Origin of the sequence: Pseudomonas sp. NPDC087029 (assembly GCF_044745345.1) — a bacterium.
GTDB classification, from domain to species: Bacteria; Pseudomonadota; Gammaproteobacteria; order Pseudomonadales; family Pseudomonadaceae; genus Aquipseudomonas; species Aquipseudomonas faucium.
In genome coordinates this window covers 316876-339062 of record NZ_JBIVAB010000002.1, presented here as the reverse complement: position 1 = coordinate 339062, position 22187 = coordinate 316876, and the positions used below count along the sequence as shown (strand labels likewise).

The 22187-nt window shown below is 64.4% G+C and carries 16 protein-coding genes; 6 read left to right on the top strand and 10 right to left on the bottom strand.

What is annotated here, in order from left to right:
• Positions 1 to 220 precede the first annotated feature (220 nt).
• From betA to betI, 3 genes are all read right to left on the bottom strand, one after another.
• Positions 221 to 1918 carry a choline dehydrogenase gene (gene betA / locus ACIPG5_RS04910; RefSeq protein ID WP_176510909.1) on the bottom strand — a complete coding sequence of 566 codons (1698 nt, stop codon included), beginning with the start codon at positions 1916 to 1918 and terminating at the stop codon, positions 221 to 223.
• A gap of 77 nt (positions 1919 to 1995) precedes the next feature.
• Complete coding sequence (gene betB, locus ACIPG5_RS04905) at positions 1996 to 3468, bottom strand: betaine-aldehyde dehydrogenase (protein WP_286912127.1); 1473 nt, start codon at positions 3466 to 3468, stop codon at positions 1996 to 1998.
• A 38-nt stretch (positions 3469 to 3506) separates the two neighbouring features.
• Positions 3507 to 4163, bottom strand: coding sequence for a transcriptional regulator BetI (betI, locus tag ACIPG5_RS04900; protein ID WP_176512998.1), 657 nt, complete (start codon positions 4161 to 4163; stop codon positions 3507 to 3509).
• A 533-nt stretch (positions 4164 to 4696) separates the two neighbouring features.
• On the opposite strand from betI, the gene ACIPG5_RS04895 reads away from it, so the two are divergent.
• Together ACIPG5_RS04895 and ACIPG5_RS04890 are read left to right on the top strand one after the other, a co-directional pair.
• Positions 4697 to 6643 carry a BCCT family transporter gene (locus ACIPG5_RS04895; RefSeq protein WP_236193830.1) on the top strand — a complete coding sequence of 649 codons (1947 nt, stop codon included), beginning with the start codon at positions 4697 to 4699 and terminating at the stop codon, positions 6641 to 6643.
• A 113-nt stretch (positions 6644 to 6756) separates the two neighbouring features.
• Positions 6757 to 11343 carry a dermonecrotic toxin domain-containing protein gene (locus ACIPG5_RS04890; protein ID WP_401373604.1) on the top strand — a complete coding sequence of 1529 codons (4587 nt, stop codon included), beginning with the start codon at positions 6757 to 6759 and terminating at the stop codon, positions 11341 to 11343.
• On the opposite strand, the gene ACIPG5_RS04885 is transcribed toward ACIPG5_RS04890, so the two are convergent.
• The 4 genes from ACIPG5_RS04885 to gpmI all read right to left on the bottom strand — a co-directional run bounded on the left by ACIPG5_RS04885 (position 11344) and on the right by gpmI (position 16603).
• Positions 11344 to 12099 (bottom strand): divergent polysaccharide deacetylase family protein, encoded by a 756-nt coding sequence (locus ACIPG5_RS04885; protein ID WP_401373602.1) that lies wholly within the window; start codon positions 12097 to 12099, stop codon positions 11344 to 11346. It abuts the gene before it with no gap.
• Positions 12100 to 12107: 8 nt separating this feature from the next.
• A complete protein-coding gene (locus ACIPG5_RS04880; RefSeq protein WP_401373600.1) occupies positions 12108 to 13439 on the bottom strand; it encodes a S41 family peptidase in 1332 nt (443 codons plus the stop codon).
• An 80-nt stretch (positions 13440 to 13519) separates the two neighbouring features.
• Positions 13520 to 14806, bottom strand: a complete 1287-nt coding sequence (locus ACIPG5_RS04875) for a murein hydrolase activator EnvC family protein (protein WP_401373598.1) — start codon at positions 14804 to 14806, stop codon at positions 13520 to 13522.
• Positions 14807 to 15067: 261 nt separating this feature from the next.
• Positions 15068 to 16603: a 2,3-bisphosphoglycerate-independent phosphoglycerate mutase gene (gene gpmI, locus ACIPG5_RS04870; RefSeq protein ID WP_176512992.1), complete on the bottom strand. Its 1536-nt coding sequence runs from the start codon at positions 16601 to 16603 to the stop codon at positions 15068 to 15070.
• A gap of 206 nt (positions 16604 to 16809) precedes the next feature.
• Here gpmI and ACIPG5_RS04865 point away from each other — a divergent pair, with 206 nt between their 5' ends.
• From ACIPG5_RS04865 to secB, 3 genes are read left to right on the top strand one after another with little or no spacing between them, the layout of a single operon-like run.
• Positions 16810 to 17223, top strand: a complete 414-nt coding sequence (locus ACIPG5_RS04865; protein WP_236237945.1) for a rhodanese-like domain-containing protein — start codon at positions 16810 to 16812, stop codon at positions 17221 to 17223.
• Between the two features lies 1 nt (position 17224).
• Positions 17225 to 17479, top strand: a complete 255-nt coding sequence (gene grxC / locus ACIPG5_RS04860; protein WP_176512990.1) for a glutaredoxin 3 — start codon at positions 17225 to 17227, stop codon at positions 17477 to 17479.
• Between the two features lie 39 nt (positions 17480 to 17518).
• Positions 17519 to 18004, top strand: a complete 486-nt coding sequence (gene secB / locus ACIPG5_RS04855) for a protein-export chaperone SecB (protein ID WP_176512989.1) — start codon at positions 17519 to 17521, stop codon at positions 18002 to 18004.
• Positions 18005 to 18166: 162 nt separating this feature from the next.
• Here secB and trmL read toward each other — a convergent pair whose 3' ends face one another.
• Positions 18167 to 18628, bottom strand: coding sequence for a tRNA (uridine(34)/cytosine(34)/5-carboxymethylaminomethyluridine(34)-2'-O)-methyltransferase TrmL (gene trmL / locus ACIPG5_RS04850; RefSeq protein WP_401373595.1), 462 nt, complete (start codon positions 18626 to 18628; stop codon positions 18167 to 18169).
• Here trmL and ACIPG5_RS04845 point away from each other — a divergent pair.
• The gene (locus ACIPG5_RS04845) at positions 18627 to 19064 is read left to right on the top strand and encodes a hypothetical protein (RefSeq protein ID WP_401373593.1); all 438 of its coding nucleotides are present in this window, start codon (positions 18627 to 18629) and stop codon (positions 19062 to 19064) included. The genes trmL and ACIPG5_RS04845 overlap by 2 nt on opposite strands.
• A 372-nt stretch (positions 19065 to 19436) precedes the next feature.
• Here the strand turns inward: ACIPG5_RS04845 and ntrC are convergent, their stop codons facing one another.
• Both ntrC and glnL read right to left on the bottom strand, forming a co-directional pair.
• Positions 19437 to 20873 (bottom strand): nitrogen regulation protein NR(I), encoded by a 1437-nt coding sequence (gene ntrC / locus ACIPG5_RS04840; RefSeq protein WP_176512986.1) that lies wholly within the window; start codon positions 20871 to 20873, stop codon positions 19437 to 19439.
• Positions 20870 to 21955, bottom strand: coding sequence for a nitrogen regulation protein NR(II) (gene glnL, locus ACIPG5_RS04835; RefSeq protein ID WP_176512985.1), 1086 nt, complete (start codon positions 21953 to 21955; stop codon positions 20870 to 20872). The genes ntrC and glnL overlap by 4 nt, the downstream gene beginning before the upstream one ends.
• Positions 21956 to 22187: the final 232 nt, after the last annotated feature.

The window sequence follows — 22187 nt, the reverse complement described above, 5'->3', positions numbered from 1 at the left end:
CATCGCGGGGGGAGGGGACTTGCGAGAATGAACTAGCAGGTCGCGTGCCAATTGATTCTAACCTGATGAATTGGCAGGCTGTAAAGCGTTTCTGCAGATGTAGAAAAGGCACCGCGATGGGTGCCTTTTCGGGTGTTGCCTGGGCGGGCCTCATCGCCGGCAAGCCGGCTCCCACAGGTTGATGTGGGAGCCGGCTTGCCGGCGATGAGGCCGGTGCAGGTCAGCCCTGCTTCACTTCACGCATCGGCTTGCCTTTGACCGGCGCACCGTTAGCCACGTAGTACTTGGCAGTGCTGCGTGCCAGCGGCTTGCGCCCACGGATCTTGTCCGAGATTTTCTCGGCGATCATGATCGTGGTGGCGTTGAGGTTGCCGGTGATGATGATCGGCATGATCGACGCATCGACCACACGCAGGCCTTTCATGCCATGCACGCGGCCTTCGTTGTCGACCACCGCCATGTCATCGGTGCCCATCTTGCACGAGCAGGATGGGTGGAAGGCGGTTTCGGCGTGCTCGCGGATGAACTTGTCCAACTCTTCATCGGTTTGCACGTGCTCGCCCGGGCTGATCTCGCGGCCGCGGTACGGGTCCAGCGCCGGCTGGGCCATGATTTCGCGGGTCAGGCGGATGCCGTCGCGGAATTCCTGCCAGTCCTGCTCGGTGGCCATGTAGTTGAACAGGATGCTCGGGTGCTGGCGCGGGTCTTTCGACTTGGCCTGGATACGGCCGCGGCTTGGCGAGCGCATCGAACCCATGTGCGCCTGGAAGCCGTGTTCCTTCACGCCGTTGGAGCCGTTGTAGTTGATCGCTACCGGCAGGAAGTGGTACTGGATGTTCGGCCATTCGAACTCAGGGCGGGTGCGGATGAAACCACCGGCCTCGAACTGGTTGCTGGCGCCGATGCCGGTGCCCTTGAACATCCACTCGGCGCCGATGGCCGGCTGGTTCCACCACAGCAGCGAAGGGTACAGCGACACCGGCTGGGTGCAGGCGTACTGCAGGTACAGCTCCAGGTGGTCCTGCAGGTTCTCGCCGACGCCCGGCAGGTCGTGGACCACCGGGATGTCGAGGCTTTCCAGCAGGGCGCGCGGGCCGACGCCGGAGCGCTGCAGCAGCTGCGGCGAAGCGATGGCGCCGGAGCTGACGATGACTTCCTTGCGCGCACGGGCTTCAACGCGCTCTTCGCTGTCGCCGACCAGGTAGGTCACGCCAACGGCGCGCTTGCCGTCGAACAGCACGCGGTCGCTCAGGGCATGGGTGACGATGGTCAGGTTCGGGCGCTTTTTCGACTGGTCGAGGTAACCGCGGGCGGTGCTCGAACGGCGGCCGTTCTTGGTCACGGTACGGTCCATCGGGCCGAAGCCTTCCTGCTGGTAGCCGTTGAGGTCTTCGGTGCGCGGGTAGCCCGCTTGCACGCCGGCCTCGACCATGGCGTGGAACAGCGGGTTGTTGCCGGCTTTGGGCGTGGTCACGCTGACCGGGCCTTCGCCGCCGTGGTAGTCGTTCGGGCCGATGTCACGGGTTTCCGCCTTGCGGAAATACGGCAGGCAGTCCAGGTACGCCCAGTCTTCCAGGCCTGGCAGTTGTGCCCAGCCGTCGAAGTCCAGGGCGTTGCCGCGGATGTAGCACATGCCGTTGATCAGCGACGAGCCACCCAGGCCCTTGCCGCGGCCACATTCCATGCGGCGGCCGTCCATGTGCGGCTCCGGGTCGGTCTCGTAGGCCCAGTTGTAGCGGCGGCCCTGCAGCGGGAAGGCCAGGGCGGCTGGCATCTGGGTGCGGAAGTCGAAGCGGTAGTCGGGGCCACCGGCTTCGAGCAGCAGTACGGTGACGCCGGCGTCTTCGGTCAGGCGGGTGGCCAGGGTGTTACCGGCCGAACCGGCACCGACGATGATGTAATCGAATTCTTGGGACATGAATGTACCCTCGTGTTGGCGGTGATCAGGGAGCGCAAACGCCCGTGCGCAAAGGCACGGGCGTGGCTAGACAGGGTTTAGAAAACCGAGTTGTAGCCGCCCAGCTCGACCTGGACCGACTTGATGCGAGTGTATTGAGCCAGCGAGCTGACGCCGTTCTCACGGCCGACGCCCGACTGCTTGTAGCCGCCAACCGGCATTTCGGCCGGCGATTCACCCCAGGCGTTGATCCAGCAGATACCGGCTTCGAGCTTGTGGATGATGCGGTGGGCACGGGTGATGTCGTTGGTGCAGACACCGGCGGCCAGGCCGTAGTCGGTGTCGTTGGCACGACGGATCACTTCTTCTTCGGTTTCGTAGCTGAGGATGCTCATCACCGGGCCGAAGATTTCTTCCTTGACGATGGTCATGTCGTCGCTGCAGTCGGTGAACACGGTCGGGGCCACGAAGGCGCCGTTGGCGAAATCACCGGCGGTCAGGCGCTCGCCGCCACACAGTACGCGTGCACCTTCTTCCTTACCCTTGGCGATGTAGCCGAGCACGCTTTCCATGTGCTGGAAGCTGACCAGCGGGCCGAAGTTGGTGTTCTCGTCTTCCGGGTTGCCGACGCGGATGCGGGCGACGCGCTCGGCGATCTTGGCTTCGAAGGCGGCCTTCATGTCAGCCGGGATGAACACGCGAGTGCCGTTGGTGCAGACCTGGCCGGAGCTGTAGAAGTTGGCCATCATGGCGATGTCGGCGGCCTTGTCCAGGTCGGCGTCGGCGCAGATGATCAGCGGCGACTTGCCGCCCAGTTCCATGGTCACTTCCTTGAGCGAGGAGCTCGAGGCGCTGGCCATGACCTTCTTGCCGGTGGTGGTGCCGCCGGTGAAGGAAACCTTCTCGATGCGCGGGTGCTCGGTCAGCCAGGTGCCGACTTCGCGGCCGCTACCGGTCAGGACGTTGAACACGCCGTCCGGCAGGCCGGCTTCGGTGTAGATCTCGGCCAGTTTCAGGGTGGTCAGCGAAGTGACTTCCGACGGCTTGAAGATCATCGCGTTGCCGGCGGCCAGGGCCGGAGCGGATTTCCACAGGGCGATCTGGATCGGGTAGTTCCAGGCGCCGATACCCACGGTCACGCCCAGCGGCTCGCGGCGGGTGTAGACGAAGGAGCTTTCGCGCAGCGGGATCTGCTCGCCTTCGATGGCCGGTACCAGGCCTGCGTAGTATTCCAGCACGTCGGCGCCGGTGACGATGTCGACGTAGCGGGTTTCCGAGTACGACTTGCCGGTGTCCAGGGTTTCCAGCATGGCCAGCTCATCGTTGCGCTCGCGCAGGATGTCGACGGCGCGGCGCAGGATGCGCGAACGCTGCATGGCGGTCATCGCAGCCCAGACTTTCTGGCCGCGCTCGGCGCTTTCGACGGCCTTTTCGACGTCAGCCTGGGTGGCGCGCTGCACGTGGGCGAGGACTTCGCCGGTGGCCGGGTTGATGGCTTCGAAGGTGGCATCGGTGCCAGCGTCGACGTAACCGCCATCAATGTAGAGTTTTTGCGTTCCGAAACGGGCCATAGTGTCCTCGCAAGTGCAGTGTGTGATTGGCTTGCGCGTCACGCTCCTGCCGAGTTGGCAAGCGCCGTGCGCGATGTTTCAGCAGCCTGGTCGTCTGTTGCCAGGGTGTGCTGTTTAGCCAGTTGTAGATCCATGTATTCGTAAGCAATCCGTATCGCCTGGTCGGTGTCGAAGGCATCTCCCGACAGCGCTCCACGCAACCACAAGCCATCGATCAGGGCCGCCAGGCCGCGGGCTGCCTTGCGTGCATGGTAAAGCGGCAAGACGCGGCGGAACTGGCAACACAGGTTGGAGTACAGGCGGTGGTCGTTGATCCGCTGCAACCTGTGCAAATCGGGCTGGTGCATGCTGGAAGCCCAGAAGGCCAACCAGGTTTTCATTGCCGGGCCATTCACCTGGCTGGCATCGAAGTTGCCCTCGATGATCACTTTCAGGTGGGCGCGCGGGCTGTCATCGGTCAGTGCCTGACGACGCGCTCTCACGCCTTCGTTGAGCATGCTCATGATGTAACCCATCGTCGCTGCGATCAGGCCGTTCTTGTCCCGAAAGTAGTGACTGATGATGCCGTTCGACACCCCGGCCAAACGGGCAATCAGCGCAATGCTGGCGTCCCCCAGTCCGACCTGATCGACCGCTTGCAGCGTGGCTTCGATCAACTGCTGGCGGCGGATGGGTTGCATACCGACCTTGGGCATCTTGCTATCTCCTCAGGCCTGCGAGCAGACGACGGGCGGCTGACTCGGCGAAGGCCAGTCTATTTTGTTTTGATTGAACGTTCAATCAATAAAGAATAAGCTCTGCGACAATTTGTGCCATTGACACTTTTTCAAGCGATCGAGAAGGCACGGATTGACACCCCAGGAAATCGCGTAACCCCCGGAATACAAGGCGTTGACGGGCAAGTTCGATGCGAAGTGCAGATGCTGCCGATGGCTTACGAGCCTGCGGCAGGCCCTTGGAGCGGGCGGGGTGCTCTGTGACGAATGCGCGCACCTCACGCGAGGGCGTGGCATTTCTTGCAGGCCACCTGTCTGTTTTTTTGCAGCGTTCGATCAGGGATCACGGTTTCCAGGGTGCTTTTATAACACCTGTAGCAGTGGGGCTATTGCACCAATTGCTCGGGAAAAGATTGATTAGCCTCCACAGCCGTACTGCCCGGAGCATTCGTGCAATGAGTTCTGCCTCCCTTACCAAACCCCCCGCCGAGAGGGTACGGGTCAACCGCGTGGTGTTCTTCACCTCCGCGCTGATGATCCTTGTTCTGACTGCCTTGCTGATCGCCGTACCCGATACCGCCGGCCAAGTGCTGGGCGTGGCCCAGAAATGGCTGACGCGCACCTTCGGCTGGTACTACATGCTGGTGATCTGCGGTTACCTGTGCTTCGTCGTCTACCTGGCCTTCTCCGACTACGGCAAGCTCAAGCTTGGCGGCAAGGACGACCAGCCCGACTTCAGCTATGGCGCCTGGGCCGGCATGCTGTTCTCCTCCGGCATCGGCATTTCGCTGCTGTACTTCGGCGCCTCCGAGCCGCTGGACCACTACTTCAACCCACCGGAAGGCACCCCCGCCAGCCTCGAGGCCGCGCGCCAGGGCCTGCAGCTGACCTTCCTGCACTGGGGCCTGCACGGCTGGGCGATCTACGCCCTGGTGGGCCTGGCCGTGGGTTACTTCGCCTACCGCCACAACCAGCCGCTGGCACTGCGCTCGGCGCTGTACCCGCTGGTCGGTGAGCGCTGGGTCAAGGGCGCCGCGGGCAATGCCGTGGACATCTTCGGCATGTTCGTCACCCTGCTGGGCCTGGTGACCAACCTGGGGATCGGCTCGATGCAGGTGTCCTCGGGCCTTGAGTACCTGTTCGGCATGGACCACAGCAAGACCAACCTGCTGGTGGTGATCCTGGTGATGGCCGGCGTTGCCACCGTGGCGGCGGTGTCGGGCGTGGAAAACGGCATTCGCCGCTTGTCCAACCTGAACATCATGCTGTTCAGCGGCCTGCTGATCTTCGTCCTGCTGGGCGGCGAGACCCTGCACCTGCTCAATGGCTTCGTGCAGAACATCGGCGACTACCTCAACGGCATCGTGCTCAAGACCTTCGACCTCTACGTGTACGAGGGCGAGGCCGGCAAGTCCGAGCGCTGGCTGGGCCTGTGGACCGTGTTCTACTGGGCCTGGTGGATTTCCTGGGGCCCGTTCGTCGGCATGTTCATTGCCCGTATCTCCAAGGGCCGCACCGTGCGCCAACTGGTCAGCGGCGTGCTGCTGATCCCGCTGGGCTTCACCCTGGCCTGGCTGTCGATCTTCGGCAACACCGCGCTGGACCTGGTGATCAACCAGGGCGCCGTGGAGCTGGGCAAGACCGCACTGGAACAGCCGTCGATGTCGATCTACCAGCTGCTGGAATACTTCCCGGCGGCCAAGATCGTGATCGGTGTGGCGGTGTTCGTTGGCTTCGTGCTGTTCCTCACCCCGGCCGACTCTGGCGCGGTGATGATGGCCAACCTGTCGTGCAAGGGCGGCAAGGTCGACGAAGACGCCCCGCACTGGATGGTGGTGTTCTGGTCGGTGGTCATCACCCTGGTCACCATCGGCCTGCTGTTCGCCGGTAACTTCGAAGCCATGCAGACCATGGTGGTGCTGGCGGGCCTGCCGTTCTCGGTGGTGCTGGTGCTGTTCATGTTCGGCCTGTACAAGGCCATGAAGCAGGACGTGGCGGCCGAAGGCGAGCGCGCCGAGCTGGCGGCCCGTGGCCGTCGTGGTTTCAGCGAGCGCCTGAGCCAGCTGGAACTGCAGCCGACCCAGGCCGTGGTGCAGCGCTTCATGGACAAGCAGGTCAGCCCGGCGCTCAAAGAAGCCGCCGCGCAGCTGCAGACCCTGGGCTTCGAGGTGGAGACCCGTGTCGGCCAGTCGCGCAACATGATGGGCCTGCGGGTGATGATGGATGAGGGCAACCCATTCGTTTACGAAGTGAGCCTGGATGGCTACATGGCCGCGCCGAGCGAAGCGCCGGTCGAAGGCGAGCCGCAAGTGCGCCAGCGCTTCTACCGTGCCGAGGTGTACCTGCACGATGGCAGCCAGGAATACGACCTGATGGGCTTTGCGCCCGAGCAGATCGTGCGTGACGTGCTCGACCAGTTCGAGAGCCACCGGCAGTTGCTGGGCCGGGTCTACAGCTGATGACACCTGGGGGCTGCCGCTGGCAGCCCCTTCGTTGGCCGAAGACATAGATACCCCCGCCTCGGCGTGATGGTTTTCATCCTTGTGGATCAACCTTCACAAGGATTTTCTCCATGCCGAGCACCTTCCCCGATCTGCATGCGGCCGTTGCCGCCGCGTTCAGCGACTGCCCCACAGTCCGTCAGATAGCCGGGCGCGAAGCCCTGAAGTTGCTGGCTGAGCGCTACGACTCGGTCAGGTCTGCCAAGCTTGCCGACGCCGATGCGTTGGTGCTGCACATCCCCAGCGCCACGACTGATGCCCCCTCCTGGACGCCGCGTCCGTTGCTCGATGCCTTGTTGACTGCCCTGTTCCAGGGCTGCGACCTGCGCGCCTTGGGCAAGCCGGGTGGCGAGTTCATGCTGTCGGTCAGCGCACCTTTCGCCTTCAAGGACGCACTCGGCAATCCGCTCGAGGACGCTGTCGTTTCCGTGCAGCAGGCGATGGATGAGCTCGAAGATCTGGTCCTGCTGCTGCCCTGGCATCTGCGCCAGGCCCAGGTGGACTTCTGGCAGGCCAACGGCAGCCTCGGTGTGAGCCGGGACCTCTGGCTGCAGCAGCAGCTCAAGTCGGCACTGCTTGGCAACCTGCCCCTGCAGGGGCTCGATGGCGAGCAGGTGGCGCTGGTACTGGGGCTGCTCGAAGGCAGCCTGCCGCCGGCTTCGGTGTTTGCCGTTCAAGTGCAGGAACCTGGCAGCGCCGTTACCCGAATGCTGCCGAACCTGTTGGTGCTGGGCGAATGGGATGAGCGACTGGTGCTGCTGTGGTGTGCGCCGTGCGGCGTGATCAGGCCCTTCACTTCGTTCGACGACTTTGCCTTGGCACTGTGCCAGATGCAGGGCGCCGATAGCCTGACCTGGCACCGTTTTGCCCTGGAAGGCGATGTGTTCGCCCAGCAAGCGGCGTTGTTGCTGGACTGTCAGTTCGAGGCGCTCGATGGCTGGCGCCTGGACGACGGTGCCGGTATCGACCAGGGCGAGGCGGCGTATGCAAGCGTCGGCAACCCCGCCCACTACTTCATTGCCGGCTATGGCATGAGCGCCGAGGTGCCTCTCAAGGCCCCGCCGGGCCTGGCCAACGCACCCGCTGGGGTCAGTTTTGCCTACCAGCGCGGCATGTTCGAGCTGGCCCTGGCCCAGGCCGCGTCAAAAGGGCAGGGTTCGGCGGCAGGCGTGCTGGACCTGCAAGCCTTTGCCCGCAAGCGCCTGCGCGAGGCGTTGCTCGAAGACTACCCGGTCGAGGCCAATTACTTCCCGGATGACCTTGTGCTTACCCTGTCCAGCGCCATTGGCATGCCCGGCAGCGGCTGGGGGACCGTTTTCAAGCGGACGATGACCCTGACCGAATTCGCCATCGGCAACCTTGCCTCCCTGCAGGGGGCGGTGCTCGAACGCATCGAGCATCGCGACGAGCAGCTGATCATGCCGTGGCTGACGGCGGATTACCTCAAAGCGCTGGTCGAACGGATCGATGTCGGCGGCAGCTATGTGGCCTATGTCCAGCAAGCCAAGGCCGACCAGCAGGGCAAGGCGCAGCGCGAGGCGTGCTTTAGCCGCGAGTGGCGCTGCTCGATGTTGTTCAGCGGGTTGCTGGCCAGGCTGGACGGTGGCCTGAGCGAAGCGGGGCTGGAGTGCCTGGTCGATTTCTGTCGCGGCCAGTTCAACCGCCCGGGGATCGAATTCATGCCACTGGCCTTGCGGCGCACTCCAGGCCCTGAGCAAGCCGACAGGGTGCATGGCATGTATGTGCTGTTCGCCCCGGAGCTTGAGGTGGTGTTGCTGTATCGGCCGCTGTACATGCAGGGGACTTTGCGCGAGTTCCCAAGCCTCGACGCCCTGCGATCGGCCATCGCCAGGCCCGGTGCATTGCAGGACAGCGTGCTCGACTGGATGAGCGGGTCATCGCGCGATGCGTATGGGCGCGGCGACTTCGATGCGCTGTTCCTGCCCGAGTTGCCCGGAGGCGGGCTGCCAGTGCCGGTGCGCGTGGCCTTCAGCGCCGAATTCTGGACGCCAGCCATCGATCAGAAACTGTACCAGGCGAGCTTGGACCTGTTGCTGGAACTGGCTGCCCGCGAATCGTTGTCCACCGCGCAGAGCCGTTGGGCGGTGTTGTTGCAGGGTGGCTGGTTGCTGTTCGACACCGTCACGCTGTTCATGGGCGGGCCGGTGGCGGTGGTTGCCTGGTTGGTCCAGGGCCTGAGCATGGTGCGCAATGACCTGCCGGCACTGCTGCGCGGCAACGAGGCCGAACGCAGTGTGGCCGTGGTCGACCTGTTGCTGGGCCTGGCGGCGGGCTTGATGCATGGGTGGCTGCCCAGGCCGGTAGCAGGCGCCGGCACTGCACGGGCCTTGCAGGCCAGGCGCGGCAGCGTGCCGTTCAGCCTGGAGCAGCCTTTGCCGCCGGCACAAGGCCAGCTGCAGCTGGCGGGGGCCATGGCCACAGAGCCTGGGCGCTCGCTTGATTTCTCCTTCCGTGGCGCACAAGGGTTCAACGTCCTCGGCAAGGCCATGGGTGACAAGCTGCGCGGTATGCGCGCGAGCGTCGATCTTGCCGGCAAGATGGCCGAAAGCAACGGCCTTTATCGGCTGGACAGCCAGTACTACGTGGCACTCGCTGGCGAAAACTATCGCGTCGAATTCGAGGGCGACCAGGTACGCATCATCGATGCCGAGGGCAACCGAGGGCCGCTGCTGGTGCGCAGGTTCGGCGCCTGGCGGGTGGATGGCGGGTTGCATTTGCGCGGTGGCATGCCCAGGAGCCGCGTGCAGCAGATCAAGGAAGCCAATGCCCGCAAGATGGCCGCGCTGAACCAGCAGGACAAGGACCTTATCTTGCAGAGCAAGAAGCTCGAGGCGACGTTCAAGGGGCACAGAACCATGCTGGAGAAGACCAAGGCCGATCTGCTCGAGCTTGCAGCAGTGGAGCAACCCGAGCCTGATCAGATCCGCCGTAAAGAGCTGCTCAAGGGGCTCGAGGGGCGTTATCGGGAAATTGTCGTGTATGACCTCAAGGCCCTCATCGAAAACGGGCTGCAGCATGACCAGGTGCTCGATGAGATCAGCGCACTTCCACGCCACAGGGAGGTGATGGAGCAAGCGCTCAGGCAGGGCCGGGCCAACTTGCGCCAGGAGATGATCCAGGACTGCGAGTCGTTCTACAACGAGATGGCGGCGATGATCAATCAAGAAGAGGTTGGCGAGCTGGCCAACAGGGTCTGCGCCCGGCCGGAGCTTGAGCAGGAAGTAAAGCTGTACGAGCAGTTCTTCGAAGTGATGGCCAAGGTGGTCAAGTGGGAGTCGGACATGGTCCAGATTGCCCGGCAGTTCGATGCGGTGCTGGAAAGAACGCTCAAGGATGATGCGATCACCTTCACCGATCAGCAATCCGGGCTCAGCAAGCATGCCTGGCTTGGCCGGATCGTCGAGCAACGGCGGCAGACGGGGATAGAGCTGGAGTTTCAGTTGCTGATGGACATTGGCGAATTGTGCCTGGACCGCCTGGGTGTCGGGGTTCACGAGCACGTGCTGGAGGAATACGAACATTATCTGAAGGGGGCCGGGCTCAGGAGCGCCGGTGCTGCCCATGGCGACCCCGCACGTGCCGAGGTGGCGCGGGATGAGCAGATCAACATCCTCAACGGCGTCGTCGATGCCTATGCCGAGGCCGATGCCATGGCGAGCTACCTGCGCAGCCTGGGTGGCGCCGCCGTTCGCCCGGAGCGGCTGGACCAGTATCGCGCTCTGCTCAATACGCTCAAGGACAGCGCGGAGAAAGAGCTGGTTGCCGCCGTCCAGGAGCAGGAGCTGCTCGAACAACGCCCGCTGCGCCAGCCCATCTATGCCCCGCGCGGCGGCCGCCGCCATGTGGTGCGCACCCACCGCGGGCGCAGCGTGGTGGGCGTGGAGCGCGAGCGCGATGGCACCCGGGTACTGGAGCAGCTCGATGATCGGGCCAATGTGCTCAAGACCTTCCGCCTGCAAGGGGCCGAGTGGGTCGAGGATGTGTCTGTCGAAGAGAGCGAGCGCAGGCCATCGCTGGGCCTGGCCCAGGAGCGGGAGCTTGGCAAACGGTTGATCGAGCAGGTCGAGTCAGTGATCGGCCTGGGCAGGCAGTACGAACGGCACGACGAGCCCCTGGGGTTGGCCACCGTGATCGATGGCCACATCGACAAGCTTGAAGAGGTACGGGCCAATTTCACCTCCAGCGAGGCCGACCAGGCGCTGGAGCAGAACCTGAGCCATGCCATCGAACGCCTGGCAACGGTCAAGCGCGACAAATTGGTCAGCCTGTACCTGGCCACCAGTCATCCTACGGCCCAGAGCCTGCGGTTCTTGCTGCAGGAGAAGAAGGTCAGGCTCAGCCGCCAGGGCGCGCGGCGCAAGTTGTCGGCAACGGATTTTCTCGATGTCTACGAAGTGCGCCGCAACGCCGAGGGCAGCAAACCCGGGCGCCTGCTGTGGGAGGCGCACTTCCATTACCCGGCAGCCGACACCCCTGAACGTGAGTTCAGCAAAGGGCACCTGAAGCTGGGCTACCAGAGCAAGCTGGGGCGTGAGGCGCAAATGCGCGCGGCAGCCAGTGGCAAGGAAGTGCTGGCGATCTACCGTGGCAACCTGCGCCTGGCCGACGTGGAAGGGCTGATTCCCTTCGACGCCTGATCAGCGGTTGCTGTAGACCCCATGCCTGCCATGCGCAGGCATGGCCTGGTTGCTGCGTTCGGCGATCATCTGCTTGAGGCCGATCAGCGTGATGCCCTGGCTGGCCAGCTGGGGCAGCGCCTGTTCGAGGACGGCCAGGGTCTGCGGGTAGGGGTGGCCGATCAGCACCGCCGAGCCCTGGCGCCGCGCCATTTCCACGCCAATGCGAAGTTGCCCGGCGATGGCCTCGGGCGTGCGCACGTCGTCGAGGAACACATCCCGCGAGACATGCGCCAGGCCAATGCGCTGGGCTTCGGCGGCGGCGACGGTGGCCGCGCTGGTACGGCTGTCGACGAAGAACAGGTGGCGCTGCTGCAACTCGCCCATCAACCAGGCCATCGGCTCGCGCTGGGCGGTCATGCGGCTGCCCATGTGGTTGTTGATGCCGGCGGCGTAGGGCACCTTGGCCAGGGCCGCCTGCAGCCGGCTTGCCAGTTCGGGCAGCGGCGTGCCGGGGTGCCAGGCGTAGGGGCCGGTGGCCGGGTCCATGGGCATGTGCAGGATCACCGTCTTGCCGGCCTTGTGCGCCTGGCGGGCGAAATCGCTGGCATGCGGGGTGTCGGGCATGGTCACCGGCCCGGGCAGGGCCAGGGTGCGCTTGTCGCGCTCGCTGCTCTGGCCCAGGTCGTCGATGATGATGCTCATGTAGGCCTTGGCTGGCGCCGCATGGGCGGTGCCAGCCAGGAGGCAGAACAGCGTGAACAGCAGATAACGCATGGTGGGGATCACTGGCCCTTGGTGACGTTCAGGCCCTTGAGCAGGCTCAGTGCCTGGCTCAGCTGGAAGTCATCGTCCTGTGGCCGCTCCTTGCGCTTGCTGCTGCTGGTCGGGCGGTCGGCGCCGCCGTTGCCGTTGCCCAGGTGGCCCTGCAGGTCGGCTTCCTTGAAGTTTTCGGCATCGGCTTCGGCGGTGATCTTGGCCTGGCGCACTTCGATGTCCGGGACGATGCCCTGGGCCTGGATCGAGCGGCCGTTGGGGGTGAAGTACAGCGCGGTGGTCAGCTTCAGGGCGCGGTCGTTGGCCAGCGGCAGCACGGTTTGCACCGAGCCTTTGCCGAAGCTGTCGGTGCCCATCAGCACGGCGCGCTTCTGGTCCTGCAGGGCGCCGGCGACGATCTCCGAGGCCGAGGCGCTGCCGCCGTTGATCAGCACCACCAGTGGCACGCCCTCGCTGGCATCGGCCGGGTCGGCGGAGAAGCGCAGCTCGGAGTTGGCGATACGGCCCTTGGTGTAGACGATCAGGCCCTTGGTGAGGAAGTGGTCGGCCACTTCCACCGCCGATTGCAGCACGCCGCCTGGGTTGTTGCGCAGGTCCAGGACCACGCCGCGCAGCTTCTTGCCGTTGTCCTTGCGCAGCTTGGCCAGGGCCTTGCCCACTTCTTCGCCGGTCTTGACCTGGAACTGGGTGATGCGGATGTAGCCGTAGTCGTTTTCCAGCAGCTGGCTCTTCACGCTCTTGACCTGGATGACCGCGCGGGCCAGGGTCACGTCGAAGGGGTTGCCGCCGTCGCGCACCAGGGTCAGGGTGATCTTCTCGCCGATCTTGCCGCGCATCTTGTCCACGGCTTCGGTCATGGTCTGGCCACGGGTCGGGGCGCCGTTGATCTTGACGATCAGGTCGCCGGCCTGGACCCCGGCGCGCGAGGCCGGGGTGTCGTCGATCGGCGACACCACCTTGATGAAGCCGTCTTCCTGGCCTACTTCGATGCCCAAGCCGCCGAACTCGCCGCTGGTGCTCTCCTGCAGCTCCTGGAAGTCTTCAGGGCCGAGGTAGGCCGAGTGCGGGTCGAGGTTGCTGAGCATGCCCTTGATGGCGTTTTCCAGCAGGGTCTTGTCGTCCACAGGCTCGACGTAGGCAGCCTTGATGCGGTCCATGACCTCGGCAAAGGTGCGCAGCTCTTCAAGCGGCAGCGGCGCCTTGGCGGTCACCTCGGTGGCCGGCACCGCGGCGGGCTTGGCAGGCTTGGCGGGCGCCGTCTCGGCGGCATGGGCCAAGGGCGCGCCGATCGCCAGGGCGATGGTCAGGGCCAGCTGGGTGAGGCGAGGCGAGTGCAGCATGTCGAACGAACTCCTGATCCTGTAGACGCTCCCTGCGGAGCACCGGCGCAGCGCCAGGCGCTACACCGAGAAAAATGAACCTAACCTCTGCACCACTGCGCAGGGTCGGTCGGCCGGCCCTGCTGGCGGATGGCGAAGTACAAGCCCGCGCTGTCCTGGCCACCGCTGTCGCCAACGGTGGAAATGGCTTCACCGGCCTTGACGATGTCACCGGCGCTCTTGAGCAGGCTCTGGTTGTGGCCGTACAGGCTCAGGTAACCATTACCATGGTCGAGAATGACCAGAAGTCCAGCGCCACGCAACCAGTCGGCGAACACCACGCGCCCGCCGTGTACGGCGTGCACCTGGGTGCCCGGGTTGGCGCTGATCATCACCCCATCCCACTTGGCCCGGGCATCGCTGCCGCGGGCGTCGCCGAAGCGTGCCAGCAATCGACCATTGACCGGCCAAGGAAGTTTTCCCCGGGCTGCAGAAAATGCACCGCCGTAGTTGGCGCCGTCGCTGGAAACCAGGGGGCCGAGGGTGGTGCGGGCCTTTTTCGGCGGCTCGGCTTCTTCGCGGGCGGCCAGGGCTTGCTGCTGGCGGCGCTTCTCGGCTTCCTGCTCGGCCAGCAGCGCTTTCTTGCGTGCTTCTTCGGCTTCGCGGGCCTGGCGGGCCAGGGTTTCCTCGATGGTCTTGAGCACTTTGCCCAGGTCGGCCTGGTCCTGTTCGCGGGCCTGCAGCTTCTGGTCGCGGTCCTTCACATCGCTGTTGAGCTTGGCCAGCACTTGCTGGCGCTTGCCGCGTTCGGCTTCCAGCGCCTGGCGGCGGCTGTCGAGGTCGGCGCGCTGGGCCAGCAGTTGCGCCTGCTGGCGGCCGATGTCCTGTTCGACGTTGGCCAGCTGGCGCAGGGTCTCGTTGAAGGCGCGCAGCTGCTCGGTGCGTGCCTTGCTCAGGTAGTCGTAGTAGCTCAGGGTGCGGGCGAATTTTTCGGGGTTCTGCTGGTTGAGCAGCAGCTTGAGGTATTCCTCGCGGCCGTTGTTCTGGTAGGCGGAACGGGCCTGGATGGCGATCAGCCGCTGTTGTTCACTGCGGGCGCTCTGGAGTTTTTTTTTCTCGGTATCAAGGCGCTCCAGCTCGCCTTCAGTCTTTTTTAGTTCTTGCTGCAGGGCCTCCACCTGCTTTTCCAGGTTGCCGATGTCGGTTTCGGTGGCCTTGAGGTCTTTCTGCACGCCGGCCTTTTCTTCCTGGAGTTTGCCCAGCGTCTTCTTGAGCTCGGCGATGTCCTGGCGGGTGGCGTCCAGTTGTTGCTGGGTCTGTGCGCGCTCGTCGGCGAACGCCGGGCTGAGCAGGCAAGACAGGGCGAGTAGGATCAGGGCGCGGAACATGGGGTTTGGCGTACCAGGGATGGAGACTGGCCTAGTATGCCCGCCCGGGCCTGCAAAAAAAACGCCTGGCTGCGGGCGCGGTCAGGCGTTTGTCCGGAATTCATGTGCAGCGGGGCTGCTTTGCAGCCCTTTCGCCGGCAAGCCGGCTCCCACGGGGGCTGCTTTGCAGCCCTTTCGCCGGCAAGCCGGCTCCCACGGGGGCTGCTCTTTGTGGGAGCCGGCTTGCCGGCGAGTGGGGTGCGAAGCGCCCCTGTACATCGATCAGGCGTCGAGCAGGATCGACGTACCGGTCATTTCCGCGGGTTTTTCCAGGCCCAGCAGCTTGAGCATGGTCGGCGCCACGTCGGCCAGCACGCCGCCTTCGCGGACCTTGAGCTTGCGCTTGCCAACATAAATGAACGGCACCGGCTCGGTGGTGTGGGCGGTGTGCGCCTGGCCGGTGGACTCGTCTTCCATCTGCTCGACGTTGCCATGGTCGGCCGTGATCAGCGCTTCGCCGCCGACCTTGTCCAGCGCCTCGACGATACGCCCGACGCAGCCATCCAGCGCCTCGACGGCCTTGACCGCAGCGGCGAAGACGCCGGTATGGCCGACCATGTCGCCGTTGGCGTAGTTGACCACGATCACGTCATAACGCTGCTGCTCGATGGCCTCGACGATGCGGTCGGTAACCTCTGGCGCGCTCATCTCCGGCTGCAGGTCGTAGGTGGCGACCTTCGGCGACGGGATCAGGATGCGCTCTTCGCCTTCGAACGGCTCTTCGCGGCCGCCGGAGAAGAAGAAGGTGACATGGGCATATTTCTCGGTTTCGGCGATGCGCAGCTGGGTCTTGCCGTTGTTCGCCAGGTACTCGCCAAGCACGTTGTGCAGGCTGGCCGGGGCAAAGGCCGCCGGGGCGGGGATTTTCGCCGAGTACTGGGTCAGGCCGATGTAGGCCGCCATTTTCGGCAGGCGGGCACGGGGGAATTCGTTGAAATCGGCTTCGACGAAGGCGCGCGACAGCTCGCGGGCGCGGTCGGCGCGGAAGTTCATGAAGATCACCGCGTCGCCGTCTTCGACCTTGACCGCTTCGCCGATACGGGTGGCCTTGACGAACTCGTCGCTCTCGTCACGGGCGTAGGCCGCTTCGAGGCCGGCCACGGCGGTGTCGGCCTGGAACTCGGCAGTGCTGTCGACGATCAGGTTGTAGGCAGCGCTGACGCGGTCCCAGCGGTTGTCACGGTCCATCGCGTAGTAGCGGCCGATCAGGCTGGCGATGCGGCCCTTGCCAAGCTTGGCGAAGGTGGCATCGAGCAGTTCGATCGACGACTGCGCGCTGCGCGGCGGGGTGTCGCGGCCATCGAGGAAGGCGTGCAGGTAGATCTTTTCGGCACCCCGTTGCGCGGCCAGCTCGGCCATGGCGACCAGGTGGTCCTGGTGGCTGTGCACGCCGCCGTCGGAGAGCAGGCCGAGGATGTGCACGGCCTTGCCGGCACCCGCTGCCTTGTCCACGGCGCCGGTGAGCACCGCGTTATGGAAGAACTCGCCGTCGCGGATGGCCTTGGTCACCCGGGTGAAGTCCTGGTAGACGACACGGCCGGCGCCGAGGTTCATGTGACCGACTTCGGAGTTGCCCATCTGCCCGTCCGGCAGGCCGACATCCATGCCTGAGCCGGAGATCAGGCCGTTGGGCTGACTCGCGCGCAGGCGGTCATAGACCGGTGTGTTGGCGGCAAGGATGGCATTGTAGTCGGGGCATTCGCTGTGACCGAAGCCATCCAGGATGATCAGGACAAGGGGTTTGGGGGTGCTCGTCATCAATCAAACTCACGGTTGTTCAAAGATGATAAAGACACGCATTTTAGGGCAAATACGCCACCTGCGGCGAATAATCGTCCTGTTCGCTGACCAGCGTGGCCAGCGGCGCAACATGAAGGCACCTTTGTGGCCGGCCTGACGGGCTTTGGTGGTCATGGGGGGCTGTGTATACTGGCCGGCATTTTCAATCGCCTGGAACACCGCTGATGGTTGCTCACCTGATTCAATTCGCGACAGATCACTACATCCTGGTTGCGATTTTCGTCGTATTGCTGGTTGCCCTGCTGGTCAACGAAATCCGCCGTGGCGGCCAGAGCCTGAGCAATGGCCAACTGACCGCGCTGGTCAACGCCGACAAGGCCCTGGTCATCGATATCCGCCCGTCCAAGGATTACTCCGCTGGCCACATCGTCGGTGCGGTGAACATCCCGCAGGACAAAATGGCCAACCGCATGGCCGAACTGGACAAGCACAAGGAAAAGACCCTGATCGTCGTCGACGCGATGGGCCAGCAGTCCGGCATGGTGTGCCGCGACCTGCTCAAAGCCGGCTACACCGCCGCCAAGCTCAGCGGTGGCGTTTCCAGCTGGAAAGCCGATAACCTGCCCCTGGTGAAGTGATATGAAGCCCGTCATCGTCTACTCCAGCGACTATTGCCCCTACTGCATGCGCGCCAAGCATCTGCTGCAGAGCAAGGGCGTGGCCTTCGAGGAAATCAAGGTCGACGGCAAGCCGCAGCTGCGTGCCGAGATGAGCCAGAAAGCCGGCCGTACTTCGGTGCCGCAGATCTGGATCGGCACGACCCACGTTGGAGGCTGCGATGACCTTTATGCCCTGGAGCGCGCCGGCAAGCTCGACGCGCTGCTGGCGGCCTGATTTGCACTGCATTCAAAAACATTAGGATAAGGACCTGCCATGACTGACCAACAGACCAACGGCGCAGCCGCCGAAGACACCAGCCCTCAGTTCTCCATGCAGCGCATCTATGTGCGCGACCTGTCGTTCGAGGCGCCGAAAAGCCCGCAGATCTTCCGTCAGCAGTGGGAGCCGAGCGTCGCCCTGGACCTGAACACCAAGCAGAAGGCCCTGGAAGGCGACTTCCACGAGGTGGTGCTGACCCTGTCGGTGACCGTCAAGAATGGTGACGAAGTGGCCTTCATTGCCGAAGTCCAGCAGGCCGGTATCTTCCTGATCAAGAACCTCGACGCCTCGTCGATGAGCCACACCCTCGGCGCGTTCTGCCCGAACATCCTGTTCCCGTATGCCCGCGAGACCCTGGACAGCCTGGTGACCCGTGGTTCGTTCCCGGCCCTGATGCTGTCGCCGGTGAACTTCGACGCCCTGTACGCGCAAGAAATGCAGCGCATGCAGGAAGCCGGCGAAGTGCCGACCGTGCAGTAATTCTGCTGGTATCAAAAAAGCGCCTCTCGGGGCGCTTTTTTGTTGCCTGTACCGGCCTCATCGCCGGCAAGCCGGCTCCCACAAGTGATGTACAGGCCTTAGGTGGGCTGCGATCCCTGTGGGAGCCGGCTTGCCGGCGATAGGGCCTGAGCAGGCAAAGGATCAGCTCCCGGCAAACCCGTTCTGCCGCCACGCCTCATACACCGTCACTGCCACCGTGTTGGACAGGTTCAGGCTGCGGCACCCCGGCCGCATCGGCAGGCGCAGGCGCTGTTCGGCCGGCAGGCTGTCCAGCACCTCGGCCGGCAGGCCTCGGCTTTCCGGCCCGAACAGGAACGCGTCCCCTGCCTGGTAGGCCACTTCGTGGAACGGGTGCGAGCCCTTGGTGGTGAAGGCGAACAGCCGCGGATTGCCCAGGCTTTCCAGGCATGCGGCCAGGCTTTCGTGGCGCTTGAGCGTGGCATACTCGTGGTAATCCAGCCCGGCCCGGCGCAGGCGTTTGTCGTCCAGCTCGAAGCTGATCGGTTCGATCAGGTGCAGGTCGCAACCGCTGTTGGCGCACAGGCGGATGATGTTGCCGGTATTCGGCGGAATTTCTGGTTGAAAGAGGATGACGTGAAACATGCACGGCTCCAAGCGTGAAGATGGCGAGCATTCTACCCCCGAAGCGGACCTGCGATCGAAGGGCTTGCCGCGTGTGCTGCTGTCTCTGGCGATCGTCGGCGTGATGGTCGGGCTGATGATCGGCCGCCTGACCACCCCGGACGAGCGTGTGCTGGAGCAGGTGGACGTGGTGCAGGATGGCCTCGACCTGTGGTTCAACGAAGAACCCAAGCTGCACGGTGAGCACGTGGAAGGCACGGTTGCGCTGTTGTTCGAGGCCCAGGGCAAGGCCCAGCGCGGGCAGTTGAGCCTGCAGGGCAAGCCGGTGGGGTGGCGTTTGCAGAAGACTGAAGAGGGCTTGTTGCTGACCCTGGTAGCCACGCGCCCCCTGCACGGCGAGTGGGCCGGTGCAGAAGGCGCTGGGCGTTGGCGGGTGCAGGTAAGGCTGCACGAATAAAAGAGGGGATGTCCCGGCCTGCCTGTACCGAGGTCCCCCAAAACGGGCGGTGCTGCGAATAAAAGAGGGGTCACCCGGCCTGCCTGTACCGAGGCCCCCGAAACGGGAGATGTCTTGATTTGGTTTATTGCAGGGGGCGTGCCAGGTTTGCAAAGCCCGTGGATATGGGGCTTTGAGGGGGATCTGGCCGGAATTCGAGGGGATTTGTGCCTTAAGGCGGTGCAGGAGGCACAGGTTCGGTGCAGGACTGTTTCGGCGGGGGCCCTTGTGGGAGCCGGCTCGCCGGCGATCACCGGCTAAGCCGGTGCCATGCACCGCGGCGCCCGCATCGCCGGCAAGCCGGCTCCCACAAAATCAGCGGCTGATGAGCAATCAATGCTCCTCGCCGTCCTCTTCATCGCCACCCGCCACATTCATCCCCAGCTCCTTGATCTTGCGGGTCAAGGTATTGCGCCCCCACCCCAGCAGCACCGCGGCATCGCGGCGGCGCCCGGCGGTGTGCTTGAGCGCGGTCTCGATCATGATCCGTTCGAAGCTGGGCACGGCGCTGTCGAGCAGGTTCGACTGCCCGCGCGCCAGTGCCTGGTCGGCCCATTGGCGCAGCGCCTGCTCCCAGTTGGTCACCGGCGCCGCATCCTGCGGCAGGTTGAGCAGCTCGGGCGGCAGGTCGCCGACCAGCACCTCGCGGCTGGAGGCCATCACGGTGATCCAGCGGCAGGTGTTCTCCAGCTGGCGCACGTTGCCCGGCCAAGGCAGGTTGCGGATGAACTCTTCGGTTTCCGGCTTCAGCAGCTTCGGCTCGACGGCCAGCTCCTGGGCGGCACGGCCCAGGAAGTGCCGGGCCAGCGCCGGAATATCCTCGCGCCGGTCTGCCAGGCGCGGGATGTGGATGCGGATCACGTTCAAGCGGTGGAACAAGTCTTCGCGGAACTTGCCAGCCTGCACCAGCGATTCGAGGTTCTGGTGAGTCGCCGCGATGATCCGCACATCGACCTTCACCGGCACGTGGCCGCCGACGCGGTAGAACTCGCCATCGGCCAGCACCCGCAGCAGGCGGGTCTGGGTGTCGGCGGGCATGTCGCCGATCTCGTCGAGGAACAACGTGCCGCCATCGGCCTGTTCGAAGCGCCCGCGCCGCAGGTTGGCGGCGCCGGTGAACGCGCCTTTCTCGTGGCCGAACAGCTCCGACTCCATCAGGTCCTTGGGGATCGCCGCCATGTTCAGGGCGATGAACGGCGAGGCCGCGCGCGGGCTGTGGCGGTGCAGGGCATGGGCCACCAGCTCCTTGCCGGTGCCGGATTCGCCGTTGATCAGCACGGTGATATTGGAGTGGCTGAGCCGGCCAATGGCCCGAAACACTTCCTGCATCGCCGGCGCTTCGCCAATGATCTCAGGCGTGCGCGCCAGTGCCTGGGGGGCGTCGAGGCCCTGCTGTTCCTGGGCATGCTGGTTGGCCCGCTTGACCAGCGACACCGCTTCGTCGACGTCGAACGGCTTGGGCAGGTATTCGAAGGCGCCGCCCTGGTAGGAGGCCACGGCGCTGTCCAGGTCGGAATGGGCGGTCATGATGATGACCGGCAGGCGCGGGTGCTGCTCGCGGATCTGCGCCAGCAGGTCGAGGCCGCTGGCGCCCGGCATGCGGATGTCGGAAATGATCACGTCCGGCTGCTGCCGGGCCAGGCGGCCCATCACGCCATCGGCGCTGTCGAAGCTCTGGGTGGTCATGCCTTCTTGTTGCAGGGCTTTTTCCAGTACCCAGCGGATGGAGCGATCATCATCGACGATCCATACGGTTTCACTTCGGCTCATGAGGCGGTGGCTCCTTGTTCCAGGGGCAGGAAGATCGAGAAGGCGGTGTGGCCCGCGTGGCTTTCACATTCGATCAGGCCCTGGTGCTGGCTGATGATGTTCTGGGTAATGGCCAGGCCCAGCCCGGTACCGTCGGGGCGGCCGCTGACCATGGGATAGAAGAGGGTGTCCTGCAGTTCCGCCGGGATGCCCGGGCCGTTGTCGATGATCTCGACCCGCGCCACCAGGCGATGGCGCACATGGCCGATGGTGAACTGGCGCACCGCGCGGCTGCGCAGGGTGATGCGGCCCAGGCGCAGTTCGTTCTGCGAGCTGATGGCCTGCATGGCATTGCGCACGATGTTCAGCACGGCCTGGATCATCTGTTCGCGGTCGACCAGCACGTCGGGCAGGCTGGGGTCGTAGTCGCGCACCAAGGTGATGCAGCCCTGGCTCTCGGCCTCGACCAGGCTGCAGACGCGCTCGAGCACCTCGTGGATGTTGGTCATCGACAGCGAAGGCAGCTTGTTCGAGCCAAGCATGCGGTCGACCAGGTTACGCAGGCGGTCGGCTTCCTCGATGATCACGTTGGTGTAGTCGCGCAGCCCTTCTTCGGGAAGCTCGCGGGCCAACAACTGCGCGGCACCGCGGATGCCGCCCAGCGGGTTCTTGATTTCGTGGGCCAGGCCACGCACCAGCATCTTGGTGGTTTCCTGCTTGCTGAGCTGGGCCTCTTCCTTGGTGATGCGCAGCAGCCGGTCGCGGGGGTGCACCTCCAGCAGCAGCAGGGTGTTGCCCTGGTGCAGGATCGGCGTCACGGCGTAGTCGACGGTGATGGTCTGCCCGGTCAGCGAGGTCAGTTGCGCTTCACGCTTGGTGAACGGGTGCGCCTGCTCGACCGCCTGGCGCAAGGAATTGAGCGCCTCGGTCGACTCGGTGAACAGCTCGCTGATGAACTGCCCGTGGCTGCGCTGGCCGCTGACTGCCAGGAGCATTTCGGCGGCCGGGTTCATGTATTCCAGGCGCAGTTCGGCGTTGAGCAGAAGCGTGGCGGTGGTCAGGTTGTCCAGAAGCAGACGGTGCTGTGCATCGCTGATGGTCATAAGGCGTCGTTGACCTCTTTTGGCGCTTGGCGGGCGCGCTATGGATCCGCTGATGCGAGGAAAATGCAAGAAACAAACCAAGGCTCCGAAAAGAAGCGGAATAAGCCGAAAAAGGCCTGGAATTGCGCGAATTCGGACCAGAATGCCCTGGTTTAACGTTTTTTGTGACCCATTTTGGTGTGGGTAAAAGGCGCGCCCGCCAATGGGCGCACCAATATAGAGCATAGAGCTA

Coding starts and splice junctions, on each gene's coding strand:
- betA (WP_176510909.1), bottom strand. CDS start 1,918: ATGTCCCAAGAATTCGATTACATCATCGTCGGTGCCGGTTCGGCCGGT.
- betB (WP_286912127.1), bottom strand. CDS start 3,468: ATGGCCCGTTTCGGAACGCAAAAACTCTACATTGATGGCGGTTACGTC.
- betI (WP_176512998.1), bottom strand. CDS start 4,163: ATGCCCAAGGTCGGTATGCAACCCATCCGCCGCCAGCAGTTGATCGAA.
- ACIPG5_RS04890 (WP_401373604.1), top strand. CDS start 6,757: ATGCCGAGCACCTTCCCCGATCTGCATGCGGCCGTTGCCGCCGCGTTC.
- ACIPG5_RS04885 (WP_401373602.1), bottom strand. CDS start 12,099: ATGCGTTATCTGCTGTTCACGCTGTTCTGCCTCCTGGCTGGCACCGCC.
- ACIPG5_RS04880 (WP_401373600.1), bottom strand. CDS start 13,439: ATGCTGCACTCGCCTCGCCTCACCCAGCTGGCCCTGACCATCGCCCTG.
- ACIPG5_RS04875 (WP_401373598.1), bottom strand. CDS start 14,806: ATGTTCCGCGCCCTGATCCTACTCGCCCTGTCTTGCCTGCTCAGCCCG.
- gpmI (WP_176512992.1), bottom strand. CDS start 16,603: ATGACGAGCACCCCCAAACCCCTTGTCCTGATCATCCTGGATGGCTTC.
- ACIPG5_RS04865 (WP_236237945.1), top strand. CDS start 16,810: ATGGTTGCTCACCTGATTCAATTCGCGACAGATCACTACATCCTGGTT.
- grxC (WP_176512990.1), top strand. CDS start 17,225: ATGAAGCCCGTCATCGTCTACTCCAGCGACTATTGCCCCTACTGCATG.
- secB (WP_176512989.1), top strand. CDS start 17,519: ATGACTGACCAACAGACCAACGGCGCAGCCGCCGAAGACACCAGCCCT.
- ACIPG5_RS04845 (WP_401373593.1), top strand. CDS start 18,627: ATGCACGGCTCCAAGCGTGAAGATGGCGAGCATTCTACCCCCGAAGCG.
- trmL (WP_401373595.1), bottom strand. CDS start 18,628: ATGTTTCACGTCATCCTCTTTCAACCAGAAATTCCGCCGAATACCGGC.
- ntrC (WP_176512986.1), bottom strand. CDS start 20,873: ATGAGCCGAAGTGAAACCGTATGGATCGTCGATGATGATCGCTCCATC.
- glnL (WP_176512985.1), bottom strand. CDS start 21,955: ATGACCATCAGCGATGCACAGCACCGTCTGCTTCTGGACAACCTGACC.